General features: G+C 54.0%; 13 protein-coding genes. 2 read left to right on the top strand and 11 right to left on the bottom strand.

Annotated elements, in window-relative coordinates:
• Positions 1–17 precede the first annotated feature (17 nt).
• The 5 genes from cheA to flhD all read right to left on the bottom strand — a co-directional run bounded on the left by cheA (position 18) and on the right by flhD (position 4,921).
• Positions 18–2,048 (bottom strand): chemotaxis protein CheA, encoded by a 2,031-nt coding sequence (gene cheA / locus ACWKX3_RS02860; protein WP_101737454.1) that lies wholly within the window; start codon positions 2,046–2,048, stop codon positions 18–20.
• A 4-nt stretch (positions 2,049–2,052) separates the two neighbouring features.
• Positions 2,053–2,982 carry a flagellar motor protein MotB gene (gene motB, locus ACWKX3_RS02855; protein WP_006176085.1) on the bottom strand — a complete coding sequence of 310 codons (930 nt, stop codon included), beginning with the start codon at positions 2,980–2,982 and terminating at the stop codon, positions 2,053–2,055.
• Positions 2,979–3,866, bottom strand: a complete 888-nt coding sequence (gene motA / locus ACWKX3_RS02850) for a flagellar motor stator protein MotA (protein WP_008500417.1) — start codon at positions 3,864–3,866, stop codon at positions 2,979–2,981. The genes motB and motA overlap by 4 nt, the downstream gene beginning before the upstream one ends.
• Before the next feature lie 122 nt (positions 3,867–3,988).
• Complete coding sequence (gene flhC, locus ACWKX3_RS02845; RefSeq protein ID WP_006176087.1) at positions 3,989–4,567, bottom strand: flagellar transcriptional regulator FlhC; 579 nt, start codon at positions 4,565–4,567, stop codon at positions 3,989–3,991.
• Between the two features lie 3 nt (positions 4,568–4,570).
• Positions 4,571–4,921, bottom strand: a complete 351-nt coding sequence (flhD, locus tag ACWKX3_RS02840; protein ID WP_042320082.1) for a flagellar transcriptional regulator FlhD — start codon at positions 4,919–4,921, stop codon at positions 4,571–4,573.
• A gap of 802 nt (positions 4,922–5,723) precedes the next feature.
• On the opposite strand from flhD, the gene uspC reads away from it, so the two are divergent.
• Entirely contained in the window at positions 5,724–6,152 is a 429-nt protein-coding gene (gene uspC, locus ACWKX3_RS02835; protein WP_006176089.1) for a universal stress protein UspC, read from the top strand.
• A 15-nt stretch (positions 6,153–6,167) separates the two neighbouring features.
• On the opposite strand, the gene otsA is transcribed toward uspC, so the two are convergent.
• The 6 genes from otsA to ACWKX3_RS02805 form a co-directional block, all read right to left on the bottom strand.
• Positions 6,168–7,592 (bottom strand): alpha,alpha-trehalose-phosphate synthase, encoded by a 1,425-nt coding sequence (gene otsA, locus ACWKX3_RS02830; protein WP_006176090.1) that lies wholly within the window; start codon positions 7,590–7,592, stop codon positions 6,168–6,170.
• A complete protein-coding gene (gene otsB / locus ACWKX3_RS02825) occupies positions 7,567–8,370 on the bottom strand; it encodes a trehalose-phosphatase (protein ID WP_006176091.1) in 804 nt (267 codons plus the stop codon). The genes otsA and otsB overlap by 26 nt, the downstream gene beginning before the upstream one ends.
• Positions 8,371–8,546: 176 nt before the next feature.
• Complete coding sequence (gene araH / locus ACWKX3_RS02820) at positions 8,547–9,527, bottom strand: arabinose ABC transporter permease AraH (protein WP_042320084.1); 981 nt, start codon at positions 9,525–9,527, stop codon at positions 8,547–8,549.
• Positions 9,528–9,541: 14 nt separating this feature from the next.
• Positions 9,542–11,056, bottom strand: a complete 1,515-nt coding sequence (gene araG / locus ACWKX3_RS02815) for an L-arabinose ABC transporter ATP-binding protein AraG (RefSeq protein WP_137848867.1) — start codon at positions 11,054–11,056, stop codon at positions 9,542–9,544.
• A gap of 71 nt (positions 11,057–11,127) precedes the next feature.
• On the bottom strand, positions 11,128–12,117 hold the full coding sequence (gene araF / locus ACWKX3_RS02810; RefSeq protein WP_006176094.1) for an arabinose ABC transporter substrate-binding protein AraF: 990 nt from the start codon (positions 12,115–12,117) through the stop codon (positions 11,128–11,130).
• A gap of 317 nt (positions 12,118–12,434) precedes the next feature.
• Positions 12,435–12,992, bottom strand: coding sequence for a DJ-1/PfpI family protein (locus ACWKX3_RS02805; protein WP_058610172.1), 558 nt, complete (start codon positions 12,990–12,992; stop codon positions 12,435–12,437).
• Between the two features lie 518 nt (positions 12,993–13,510).
• Between ACWKX3_RS02805 and ACWKX3_RS02800 the strand changes: the two genes are divergently transcribed.
• Complete coding sequence (locus tag ACWKX3_RS02800) at positions 13,511–14,014, top strand: non-heme ferritin-like protein (protein ID WP_042320087.1); 504 nt, start codon at positions 13,511–13,513, stop codon at positions 14,012–14,014.
• Positions 14,015–14,143 lie beyond the last annotated feature (129 nt).

The following is a 14,143-nucleotide window of genomic DNA, read 5'->3' as shown; positions in this document are numbered from 1 at the left end:
TTTTACCTTCTACTTAATCAGGCGGCTGTGTACGCCACACGTTGTTCACGATTTAATCCCTGAAGCGCCGACACATCGACGATCAGCGCCACGCTGCCATCCCCGAGAATGGTGGCAGCAGAAATGCCTGGCACTTTGCGATAGTTGCTTTCGAGGTTCTTCACCACCACCTGGTGCTGACCAATCAGCTGATCGACCAGCAGAGCATAGCGGCGACCGGCGCTTTGCAAAATCACCACGATACCCTGCGTGGCCTCGGTTTTTGCACCGTCCACTTCAAATACTTTCCACAGCTCGACCAGCGGCAGGTACTCCCCGCGCACTTCGAGCACGCGCTCGCCGCCCGCCAGCGGATGCAGATCTTCTTCGCGCGGCTGCAGCGACTCCATCACCGCGTTCAGCGGTAGAATAAAGACCTCGTCGGCCACCTTAACGGACATGCCGTCGAGGATCGCCAGCGTCAGCGGCAGCAGGATGCGGATGGTGGTGCCGGCCCCCTGCTTAGACTTGATCTCGACGTGGCCGCCCATCTCCTGGATGTTACGTTTCACCACGTCCATGCCCACGCCACGCCCGGAGACATCCGTCACCTGCTCGGCGGTAGAAAAGCCCGGCGCGAAGATCAGCATGCCGACCTCTTCATCGGTCATGTTTTCGTTCACCGCCATGCCCTGCGATACCGCTTTCGCCAGGATACGCTCACGGTTCAGACCGGCACCGTCGTCGGTCACTTCGATGCAGATGTTACCGCCCTGGTGTTCCGCAGAGAGAATCAGGTTGCCCACCGGGGATTTCCCCGCTGCGATGCGGTTTTCCGGCAGTTCAATACCGTGGTCAAGGCTGTTACGCACCAGGTGCGTCAGCGGATCGATAATGCGTTCGATCAGGCTCTTATCCAGTTCGGTTGAGCTGCCCATCAGCGTCAGCTCAATCTGCTTGTTAAGCTTACCGGCCAGATCGCGCACCAGGCGCGGGAAGCGGCTGAAGACATATTCCATCGGCATCATACGAATGGACATCACCGATTCCTGCAGATCGCGGGCGTTACGTTGTAACTGGCCCATGCTGGTAATGAGATCGCCGTGGGTGACCGGGTCCAGCTCGTTAGAGCGCTGGGCCAGCATAGACTGGGTGATCACCAGTTCGCCCACGAGGTTAATCAGCTGGTCGACCTTCTCAACGGCCACGCGGATGCTGGTGGATTCGCTGGAGCGCGCCGCCGGTTTTTCACCGCGGCCAGGCGCAGCCGGCTCTTTCGGCACGGCTTTCAGCGCAGGCGCTGCAGGCACTACTGCAGGCGCAGCGACCTCAGCAACACCCTCTTCCACTGGCGCCGGGGCGTCAGCAACGGGCGTTTCGGTTTCAAAGGCGATCTGGTCGGCTTCGATAACAAAACACAGGACCGCCACGATGTCGTCCTGGCCGATCCCGTCGTCCAGCGTCGCCGCCAGGCTGTCTTTGCCTTTCACTACGTTGCTTAAGGTCGCCAGGTTACCCAGCTCTTCTTCCAGCAGATTGACTTCATTCTCTTTCAGACGAGAGAGAACCACGCGCAGTTTTGCGGGCTGCCCGGCGGCAGGCGTGGCATCGGCTGGCGAAACCGCATCGACAACGCTCAGTTTCGCAGCAGGGACGGCAGGCGCGGCGGCCTCGCCTTTTGCTTCCAGCGCAAGCTGGCGAAGCGCATTGCAGATGTATTCAAAGCTTGCTGCATCAGGCTCTGTCGAACTTTTATAGGCGTCGAGCTGTTCCTGCATAATATCTTTGGTTTCCAAAAACAGGTTGATAATATCGGTATTGAGCTGCATCTCACCGCGTCGTGCTTCATCGAGCAGGTTTTCCATTAAATGGGTCGTTTCCTGCAGGATGGTAAAACCAAAGGTTCCGGCGCCGCCTTTAATGGAGTGCGCTGCCCGGAAGATGGCATTCAGCTGCTCTGAATCCGGTGCTTCAGGCACCAGATCCAGTAGGTGTTGCTCCATATCAGCCAACAACTCGTCGGCTTCATCAAAGAATGTCTGGTAAAAATCGCTAATATCCATGCTCACGCTATCACCTCGGATTGGCTGGTGGCGATGTTGGAACGGCAGCCGAAGGGACGGCCCCAGGCTGTTTTAAATCGTCCAGTGACTCATTCTGACTTTCGGCGTTTTCATGCAGGATGGCCTGCTCCGCCTGCTGGTTCAGCACTAAAAGACTGATACGACGGTTGATGGCGTCATCCGGCCCGCGGTCGGTGAGGCGCATGGTTGCTGCCATGCCGACCACGCGCAGGACCTTGCCATCATCAAGCCCACCCGCCACCAGCTCGCGACGCGAGGCGTTGGCACGATCGGCAGAAAGCTCCCAGTTGCTGTACCCTTTCTCGCCATTGGCATAGGGGAAATCATCCGTGTGCCCGGAGAGGCTGACCCGGTTAGGGATGCCGTTCAGCACTGGCGCAATCGCCCGCAGAATGTCGCGCATATAGGGTTCCACTTCCGCGCTGCCGGTTTTAAACATCGGGCGGTTCTGGCTGTCGATGATCTGAATGCGCAGCCCTTCCTGCACCAGGTCAATCTTCAGGTGCGGACGTAACGCGCGCAGCTTCGGATCGGCTTCAATCAGTTGATCCAGATCCCCGCGCACTTTTTTCAGGCGCGCCTGCTCCATCCGTTTTTTCAGCTCGTCGATGTTCGGCTCTTTTTTTACCTCACCCTTTTGCTGGGTGTAATCATCGCCGCCGCCCGGAATGGGGCTATCACTATTAGAAATACGCTGCCCACCGGTCACTGCCGTCGCCAGCGGTGTTCTGAAATATTCCGCAATCTGAATCAGCTCTTTCGGGCTGGAGATGGAGATCAGCCACATCACCAGAAAGAAGGCCATCATGGCGGTCATAAAATCGGCGTAAGCAATTTTCCAGGAGCCGTGCGAGCCGTGCCCGTGCCCCTTATGCTTGCGCTTTTTTACGATGACGATCGGATGGGACTGGTTTTTCATGCGTCCTCAGTGGTCGTCTGTTGGTTTGGATTTTTCACCGCGCGCACATGTTCTTCCAGCTCGATGAACGACGGACGTTCGCTGGAGTACAGGGTTTTACGTCCGAATTCCACGGCGATAGGCGGCGCGTAACCGTTGAGGTTGGAGAGCAAGGTTATCTTCACGCACTGCATCATTTTGGTGGTTTCGGCGCTTTTCTGGCGCAGCACGCTGGCCAGCGGGGAGATAAAACCGTACGCCAGTAAAATACCGAGGAAAGTGCCCACCATAGCGTGGGCAATCAGCGCCCCCAGCTCTGCCGCCGGGCGATCCGCCGAGGCCAGCGCGTGAACCACGCCCATTACCGCCGCGACGATACCGAATGCAGGCAGCGAGTCACCCACCAGCGCCAGGCTGTTCGCCGGCACTTCGGATTCACTTTCGTGGGTTTCGATCTCTTCGTCCATCAGCGCTTCGATTTCGAAGGTGTTCATGTTGCCGCTGATGATCAGGCGCAGGTAATCGACGATGAAATCCAGCATCATGGCATCGGCCAGAATACGCGGGTAGCTGGCGAAGATTTCGCTCTCTTTCGGGTTTTCGATATCACGCTCCAGCGAGAACATCCCCTGCTGACGCGACTTCGCCATCAGGCGATAGAGCAGTGCCAGCAGGTCCATGTACATGCTTTTGGTGTATTTCGAGCGACGGAACAGCAGTGGAATAGCTTTCAGCGTCCCCTTGATCGATTTACCGTTGTTGCCAACGATAAAAGCCCCTACCCCTGCGCCGCCGATGATAATAAGTTCAGCCGGTTGATAGAGTGCTCCAAGGTGCCCGCCGGTCATCATGTAACCGCCGAAAACTGTACCGAGAACTACCAGGTAACCTAATAAGATAAGCACGACATCATCCTTCCGCTAGTGACTATGGCAGGACGTTCATTTCGACAGTGTGCCCAAAATGCGGGTAAAAAAAAGCAGCGGTAATGACTTACCGCTGCTGGAATCTTGCCCACAAGGTCGGGTTAAACAGCCTGTTCGATCTGTTCATCCAGCAGTTGTGGAATAATATCGGCAGCATCCCGGGAAAGTTTACGTCTTTTTACTGCCCTGGAAGGCGGCTGACATAAACTGCAGGCAAAGCTGCCTACGGGCTGATGTGCATGGGTGATAAAATTGCCGTCGCAGCAGTTGCAGCGCGACAGTTGCAGCATTCCGCTTTCAACAAAACGCACCAGCGTCCATGCGCGGGTTAACGCCAGCAGAGGACCTTCTTCCTGCTGTGGGCATTGCTCAAGGTAAAGCTTATAGGCTTTGATCACGGCGTCGACGCCGGTGCACAGCCCCGTCTTCAGAAGATACTGCCATGCGTTGCAGAACATAGACGCATGAATGTTCTGCTCCCAGGTCATAAACCAGTCGGTCGAAAACGGCAGCATGCCTTTCGGCGGTGGGCTACCACGTAACTCTTTATACAGTTTAATAAGACGGCCACGGCTCAGCTGCGTTTCGCTTTCCAGCATCTGTAAACGCGCACCCAGCGTAATGAGTTCCATTGCCAGCTGTATGTCACGGGCTTCCTGAACAATGCTTTTCTCGCTCATTTTTTATGCCCTTTTCTTACGGGCAGCGTCATCAGGCTGGCTGATTTCGGTGAGCAAGCGGGTGGAAAGGAGAATACCGGTGTGGATCTGCTGGAGATCGTCTACGCGGGAATCCTGGGTCAGACGCGTAATGGTCTGCGGACTGTCAAAGCGGAACTGGCAAACAAGCTGATTGGTCTCTGCCAGTTTTACCATTTGCGGGAGCGTTAATCCGCCCAACATGGTGGCCATCTCTTCGTTAATACCCAGACGAAACATTGCGGATGCTTTGTCCTGACTAATCAAACGCTGTGCCAGCAATAAATACGACAAGTTGATGTCATAGATATGTTTTAGCAACTCGGATGTATGCATTTTCCCCATCCCGAATAACCAACTATTATTTTTATGCGGACAGACCGCACCCCGTGATGTCGCCGGGAAATCACCCGGTATAAAAGAAAAGGCCAAATGCATAGTTGAATTAAGATTTGTATGCTTATGCAGTAAAACGCGCAGTGACCCCGACACGTCTTTACGCATCGCTTACGCCTTTTATCATTTCTTACAAATAACTAAGATTTTTCCTAATTCGACGCAAACTCTACTCGTCAGTTTTGCCACATACAATCCAGCCTCCCCCGAATTTTAAAAAAATGTGATCTGCGTCACATAAATTGAGTGAATATACTCCATAAACCCATCAGCGAGACTTGTAAGTTGGTTAATAATTGAGCAAATCACACTGTTTTATATTCTTTATGATCGAATACTCATGCAGAAGTGTGAACAAATGGGTATGTGGAAGGGCTTTTTAGTGCTGTTAAAGTTGCATTAATGTTAAAAACGTCTACCCCCTCACAGGTATTATTGTTTATTACTGTTAATCAGTAACTTACACATCTACGCTCTACAGGTAATATCATCAGGCAATTATCACCCATGCGTTAATAACGCTTCAGAATGATTCAGCCGCACAAGCATTTAATTTTGTGATTTGTATTAAGTTGTTAATTTTTTTCATTTAGACATACTTTTCAGTTATTCTTCTTATAAGAATAATTAATGAATAATTATGATAAGCGTCACACTAATGACATGGTCCCCTCTTGCAGACTCGGGAGTTTCGCGGTAATGCTGAACGTATACCGTTTCTCAGACGCCAAAGGAGTGTGTGATGAGTTACTCCCATCTTCTTGTTTCCGTTGCTGTTTCCCCGGAAAGCCACCAGCTTGTTGCCCGTGCGGTCTCTATCGCCCGGCCTAACAACGCCCGCATCAGCCTGATTACCCTTGCCGCCGAGCCGGAAATGTACAACCAGATGGCCGCCCCGATGCTCGAAGATATTCGCGACGTGCTGCAGGAAGAAACAAAAGCCTTTCTGCGGGAGCTGGTAGAGAAAGCGAATTATCCGGTTCATGAAACCGTCATTGCCACAGGCGAATTAAACGAACACATACTGAGCATGTGTCGTCATCAAAATATTGATTTGGTGATTTGCGGGAATCATAACCAGAGCTTTTTTTCCCGGGCAGCCTGCTCGGCGAAATCGATTGTTGGCTCAAGTCTGGTAGATGTTTTGCTGGTGCCTCTCGGGGGCAGTTAATGCCCCCGAGAATAATCACGCCAGTTTAGGGAAGGTCGCGATCTTTTTTTGCAGATGTCCCTCGCTGTCCTGCGGGGTAATGGCGCGTAAATCCTCAATGAACCGCGCCTGCCAGTGATTGATATCATTCTTGCGAATGGTTTCCATCATCTCAGCGTGGCGTGAAATACGTTCCGTCAGCGGCATGGTCAGAGCGCGATCCAGCGCGTTGGCGACGTCATCCCGGTCGTAAGGGTTGACGATAAGCGCAGAGGTGAGCTCATTGGCCGCACCGGCAAATTGCGACAGCACCAGCACGCCAGGGTCGGCAGGATCTTGTGCTGCGACATACTCTTTTGCCACCAGATTCATCCCGTCACGCAGCGGCGTGACCAGGCCGACATCCGCATAGCGGAAGACCTTCATCAGGATCTTACGATCGAAGTGCTGATTGAGATAGAACAGCGGCGTCCAGCCCAGTTGCCCGTAGCGGCCGTTAATCCGTCCGGCTTCGGTTTCTAACTGGTGACGAATATCCTGATAGGCCTGCACTTCCCCGCGCGAGGTTGGCGCAATCTGCGTATAGCGGATCTTACCGTGGTGCTGCGGGAATTTTTCCAGCAGGGTCTCGTAGGCCAGGAAACGCTCCGGCAGCCCTTTGGAGTAATCCAGGCGCTCTACCGAAAAGATGTTTTTCACGTGCTTGAGTTCGTTCTTCAGCTGCGCCAGTTTTGGCGGCAGCGGCCCTGACGCCTGTTCGGCAATCTCGTCAGGCTCAATTCCGATAGGATACACCTCGGTGTGGAAGGCTTTGCCCCACGCGGTGTGGGATTTGCCCTCATGGGTCACCAGACGCGTTTTACCCGAGATGCTGTCGAGGAAGGCCAGCCTGTCGTTTTCGGTCTGGAAGCCGAGCAGATCGTAATCCGCCAGTGCCTCAAGGATCTCGTCGTGCTGAGGCAGCGCGGTGAAGATTTCCGGCGTCGGGAACGGGATATGCAGGAAGAAGCCAATCCGGTTATTGACGCCCCGTTTACGCAGCTCTCTGGCAAAGGGCAGAAGATGATAATCGTGGATCCATAAAATATCGTCTTCCTCGATTAAAGGCAGCAGTTTATCCGCCAGCAGGGCGTTCACCCGCATATAGCCTTCAAAGCCCTCGCGCTGAAACTTAACGAGATCCAGACGATAGTGAAAAGCGGGCCACAGCACGGCGTTGGAAAACTCCGAGTAGTACTCGTCATAGTCTTTTTCGTTCAGGGCGAACGAGGCCCAGGTGATGTTGCCGCGCGTGACTTTCTTCAGCGGTTTCTCTTCATTACTGATATCCCCACTCCAGCCGAACCAGAGGCCACCGGCGGCTTTCAGGGCACCTAACACCCCTACCGCCAGGCCACCTGCGCTGGCTTTTTTATCATCCGGCGGTGCGATGCGATTAGAGACGACGACTAAGCGACCCATAATGATTTCTCCCGTTGTTTTGCGCTATTTGTTGTTGTTGCTGGTTAGCGACGTCAGATATCCACTGCCAGACGCTGGCGACACTTTCCAGCCGCCATTTGGCACGTGTTTCACCAGGACCGACTTTGACAGACATTCCTCCGGCCTGGTTTACCACACTGAACCCGGCCTCATCGGTCAGGTCATCCCCAAAAAATACCGGCGTCCTGCCTTTAAAAGGGGGCTCAGCCATAAATGCAGCAATGGCGGCGCCTTTATTTATCCCTTCAGGTTTGATTTCTACCACGCATTTACCCGGCTGGAGCGCAAGCTGAGGGTGTGCATCAGCCAGGCTGCGGGCAATGGAAAATATCGCAGCTTCATGGTGAGGTGCCTGGCGATAGTGCAGCGCAAAGGCCATGCCTTTGGCTTCCAGTTCGGTGCCCGGAAGCTGTGCCAGCGACGCGATAAGCTCCGCATGCAGCGTGTTAATCAACGCCTCAGGAAGCGAGACAATATGCAATTGATCATGGATGTCGCGGCGCTCCGCTCCGTGTACTCCAGCCAGCGGAAAGTGGTAAGGCCCGGCGAGCATATCCAGCTCAGCCATAGAGCGCCCTGAAATCAATGCCAGTGCTCCAGCGTTCATCTGCGAGAGCTGATGCAAATCCTCTAACACCGTATCCGGGACCACGACATCGTCAGGATGCGGCTGGATCCCGGCGAGCGTGCCGTCGAGATCAAAAAACCAGGCATATTTACCGGGTAGTACAGGCGGTGCAGTTAACAAGTCAGCCACCCTTTTCCTCCTTACAGTTGACGAGGGGCAAACGCCTTTCCCCCTTTCATAGCCATGTAAGTATAGACAGTGTGACGTCGCTCGCCATTTAGCAACCGCCCCGCCAGCAAAACTGGCGGGGCGGCAGGAGGCTCAACTATGGTTAATAGTTGAGCAGGTTTACGCCAGGAAAAAACTCAGACCGTGCGCTTCGCTTTTTGCTTGTAACGGTCGAATATCACGGCTGCCAGCAGGATCAGGCCACGCACCACATACTGCGAGAACGGTGAAATATTCAACAGGTTCATGGCGTTCTCCACCGTCCCCAAAATCAATATCCCCGCCACCACATATGAGATTTTTCCGATGCCTCCTTTCAGCGAAACCCCGCCCAACACGCAGGCTGAGATGACAATCAGCTCATAACCGATGGAGGTCATTGGCTGGCCGCTGGTCATGCGCGAGGCCAGAATAATCCCCGCCGCCGCCGAGACCAGCCCCGAGAGCACGAAGATGATGATTTTGGTGCGCACCACAGGTACGCCCGCCAGACGCGCCGCCTCTTCATTACCGCCAATCGCCAGGGTATTGCGGCCAAAGGTGGTGCGGTTCAGCAGGAAACCAAACAGGATCAGGCAGGCAACGGTCAGCCAGATGGGCGCAGGCAGGCCCAGCCAGTTGGCATAGCCCAGGGTGAAGAAACGCTCGTCTTCAATCCCGACAGCTTTACCGTCAGAGATAATGTAGGCCAGGCCGCGAACGATCTGCATGGTGGCAAGGGTGGTGATCAGCGCGTTGATCTTCAGCCGGGCGATAACAAACCCGTTCACCAGACCGCTCAACACACCCAGCATCAGCCCTGCCAGCACGCCGATCCACAGGCTTTCGGTCAGGTTGATCACCACCGCGGCGGTCACCCCCGCACAGGCAATGACCGAGGCCACAGACAGGTCAAAATCGCCGGAGGCCAGACAAAACAGCATCCCGCAGGCCACCATACCGGACATTGAGATAGCCAGCCCGAGTCCCTTCATATTGATGAAGGTAGCGAAGTTTGGAACGAATATGGCGCAGGCGAGGAACAGCACGGCAAAGACCACCAGCATGCCGTACTGATCCCAGATGCGCCCAAAACTGAATGCCGTCTTCGGCGCTCCGGATGTAGTAACAGAGGACATCATTGACTCCTTACTCAGGCGACAGCCTGGCTAACTTTAGGCATGGCGAGACTCAACGCCAGTTGTTCGTTCGCCTGTTCATGCAGCAATTCACCGGCGATTTCCCCTTCACGCATCACAACGATGCGATCGGCAACGCCGAGGACCTCTGGCAGATCGCTTGAGGCGAATAGCACCGCCACGCCCCGTTTTGCCAGCTCATAAATGACGTTATAGATTTCGTGCTTCGCCCCCACGTCGATGCCGCGCGTCGGCTCGTCGAGCATAATCACCTTCATGTCTTCCGACAGCCAGCGGCCCAGGATCGCCTTCTGCTGGTTTCCGCCTGAAAGGTTCATGATCAGCTGTTCGGCACCCGGCGTTTTGATATTCAGCGAACGGATGTGGTGTTCGGCGTTGCTCGACTCCCAGCCGTCGTTGATCAGGCATCCGGCGCGGATAAACTTGCGGCGAGCAGAGATATTGATGTTGTCGCGAACCGAGTGCACCGGAATAATCCCTTCAGCCTTGCGATCTTCCGGGCAGAGCATGATGCCGGCGGTGATGGCGTGGGCAGGCTTCTGAATATCGACTTTTTTCCCGTCGACCAGAATCTGCCCCTGGGTAATGCGCGTACCGCCAAACAGCCCTTTCAGCAGCTCGCTGCGCCCTGCCCCCACCAGGCCAAACAGCCCGACAATTTCACCGCTGCGCACCGAAAGCGAAATGGGCGTGCGCACGCCGGGCGCTTTCACCGTGTCCAGACGCAGGCGTTCCGGCCCGTACTCGCGCGGTTTCCAGTGGTAGATATCCCCGAGATCGCGCCCGACCATCGCCTGTACCAGCTGGTCATGGTTGACCTGCTGCATATCGGTGAAGGTGCGCACGTAGCGGCCATCTTTGAATACCGTGATGGCATCGCTTAAGGCGAAAATCTCCTCCATGCGGTGAGACACGTACAAAATGATGCGGCCTTCTTTGCGCAGCTCGCGGATCACCCGGAAAAGATTGTCGATTTCCCGCGCGGATAACGAACTGGTTGGCTCGTCAAAGGCAATGATTTTGGCGTTACGCGCCAGCGCTTTGGCGATTTCCACCATCTGCCACTGGCCGATGGAGAGATACTTCAGGGGCGTTTGCGGATCGACGTCCAGCCCGAGGTGTTTTAACTGCAGGCCCGCTTCATAGTTCAGCAGCGAGCGATTGACCACGCCGCTTTTATGCGGCAACTGGCCTAAATAGATGTTTTCCGCCACGGTCATCTCAGGAATAAGGTGCAGCTCCTGATAGATGATGGCAACGCCCGCGTTGAGCGCCGCCGTGGTGTCGGCAAAGGTGACCTCTTCGCCGCGAATAGCCAGCGTGCCGGTGGTGGGCGTGTAGTTACCGCTGAGAATTTTGAGCAGCGTGGATTTTCCCGCGCCGTTCTCCCCCATCAGGGCGTGAACCTGGCCGGGATAGCAGTCGAAGCTGATATCGGTCAGCGCGTTTACACCGGGGAAGGTTTTACCGATGCCGCGAAAAGAGAGATACGGTAAGGACTGTTGCATAACGACTCCGTGATACCTGTTGTGTGTACGTCAGGCCCCTTACGGCAAGTAAGGGGCACAATCACAGCCTGTTATTTACCGCCCAGTCCTTTTTTCGCCAGCTCCTCTTTGAAGTTATCGCGGGTGATCAGCACCACGTCGGTCACTTCGGTGAATTTCGGCGGCTCAGCCCCTTTGGTCACCCAGTTGTAGAGCATCTCGCTGGATTTGTAGCCGTGAACGTCCGGGCTTGGCAGCAGAGAACCGTAGAAGCCCGTCGCCTGCGCTTTCGACAGTTCGCTGACGGCATCGACACCGTTGATACCAATGCCGATCACGTCAGGCGCTTTAAAGCCCTGGCCTTCGGTTGCACGCACGCCACCCAACACGGTGTTGTCGTTCATGCCGACCACCAGCCAGTGTTTAACCTCCGGATGCTGCACCAGCATTGAGTTCGCCGCATCGAATGCGCCCGGGATATCGTTAGATTTGGTGGGCACTTTGTAGATCTGTTTTTCCGGGAAGCCGGCGGCCTTCAGGGCATCCATAGAGCCGGTAGTACGACGACGCGCGGTATCCAGCTCGTCGGCGGTAATGGCCATTACGCCGGTCTCTTTAACGTCCCAGCCGCGTTTTTGCATCTCTTTATATAATTCCTGGCCCTGGCGCTCGCCGATTTTAGTCGCGGCCATCATCACCAGCGGGACGGTATCCATCGGTTTGCCTTTGGCATTGACGAACTGGTCATCAACCGCAATCACCTTCATGTCGTACCCGCGCGCCTTGGCGACAATCGCGGACCCAAGCTTAGGATCGGGCGTGCAGATAACGAACCCTTTCGCGCCGCTGGCCGCCAGGCTGTCGATAGCGTTCAGCGTTTTTTCACCGTCCGGCACGGCGATTTTGATCACCTCAAAGCCTAAATCTTTCCCGGCTTTATCGGCGAATTTCCACTCGGTTTGGAACCAGGGTTCTTCAGGTTGTTTAACCAGAAAACCGAGTTTTACATTTTCTGCCATAGCGGATTGTGACATAACGGCAGCCAGGCCGATGGCCGCCAGCGCTTTAGTAAATTTGTGCATGGTAAACTCCAGCTTTAATATTCTTTTCTGTAGGGATTAACAGCGTGCTTTTTATTTAATCGGACATAAAACAAGACATTAGCGCTTACCTCGTCATAAGCGGTCGTGCTGCAGATAGTTTTAGCGGGAAATTAATCATCCATAAGAGAGCAATATCACACCGCAGAATTACAGTAATTGCGTACATAAATTCAGCGAAAAAAGACATAAAAACGGCAGGAATTGTCTGACAAATCGGAAGGGGTTAAGCAGAATAATCCATAAGACCAGCTCAGAAGTCCCTGTAGGCCGGATGCCCTTAGCATCCGGCACGGACATTACCAGGTGTAGTAGATGTGTTCAGCGTGATCGCGAACGGGCGCCTCGTCGCCCAGCAGGCGAGCAGACAGCGTTAGCGCAAAGTCGAACGCATGGCCCAGACCTTTGCCGCTCAGCAGATTTTTATCTTCCACCACCGGCGCATCAACGTATTCACCGTCTTCAACCGATTGCCATAAATCGCCAGAGCAGACGTAGCGGCGGCCCTTCAGCAGCCCGTTGCCGCCCAGCACGCGCGCGGCTGCCGAACAGAGAGGGCAAATCCACTTTCCACACTCATCGTGCAGGGAAATGAAACGGATAACCTCGCGATCGGCCGCAAGGTTCACGCTGCCCTGCGGCCCGCCGGGGATCACCACGGCGTCATACAGGGTGTCACGCCGCTCAGACAGCGTGCTGTCGGCCACCATGGGAATGTTGTGGTAACTCACGACCGCGCGGGACTCTGCACACGCCAGGGTGTCGACGTCGATTGCCAAACGGCGCAGAATATCAATGGTGATGATGGCTTCCGCTTCTTCAAAACCGGGTGCCAGCAGAACTGCAACTCTTGCCATGTCAAACCTCTGTAGCTTTCACAATTAAAACATTGTTTCACTTTCCCACATCTGGCAAGAACAAACTTCCGCGACGATCACAGTTCAGGTGAACGCGACAAAACTGATCTGACTCAATAAGAACAAGCTCAATATATTCTCAAGAATTAACCTGGATAAGGTTTCAAAAAAAGCGCCCTTTAACCTGAGATAAATTATTAATTAGCACAATCTCCACCATATTTTTTAAAATCTTTATATATCAATAACTTATTAAATTAAAATTTTCCCGTCACGTTTAAAAATTTGAACTATATTAAACTTTGTAATGTTAGGTTAACACCACGTGATTAAGAGTTTTCTTAATCCAGCGACAGGGCTATGCTTTTTATATCGAACACAGGAAGTGAACATTCGGTCAGTACGCGCCACAGCAGAAAACCTGTTTCTGAAAATAAGATCTCTTTGGTCTGTATCACAACCTGCCGGGTCAGGTTAAGCAGCGGACGTTATGTCCCAGCATCAATAAGGATATGAGTATGGCTACCCAAACGATGATTCAAAAACTGAATGCCCAGATGAACCTCGAGTTTTATGCCTCTAATCTGCATCTTCATCTGAGCGAGTGGTGTTCTGAAAAAAGCCTCAATGGTACGGCTACCTTTTTCCGTAGCCAGGCGCAGAATAACGTCACCCATATGATGCGCGTCTTCGACTTTATGAAGGATGTCGGGGCAAATCCCATCGTCACCGCGCGCGCAATGACGGAAGAACACTACGCCTCCCTCGAAGAACTCTTCCAGAAAACGCTGCAGGAATATGAGCAGCGTTGCGACACCTTAAGCAAACTGGCGGAAGAAGCGAAGGCGCAGCAGGACAGCACCACGCTGAATTTCCTGCGCGACATGAACAAAGAGCAGCAGCAGGACGGCATGCTGCTGAAGGCGCTGGCGGATGAGATTCGCAACGCCAAACGTGAAGGTCTGTGCCTCGAACAAACCGATCGTCACCTGCTCGACATTGTTACCTGCCAACAGCACTGAGTCGTCATTGCCTGCCCCCGCAATAGGGGCAGGCTCCCCTCTCACAGCAACTCCCTGCTTTCTTTAAGATTTAACAAATCCGATCCCGCTCCCAATGAATAACCCTGCTTCATGTAATGATTTAGCCAG

This window comes from Enterobacter sp. UPMP2052, from assembly GCF_053709675.1.
This window is presented reverse-complemented; position numbering and strand designations above follow the sequence as displayed.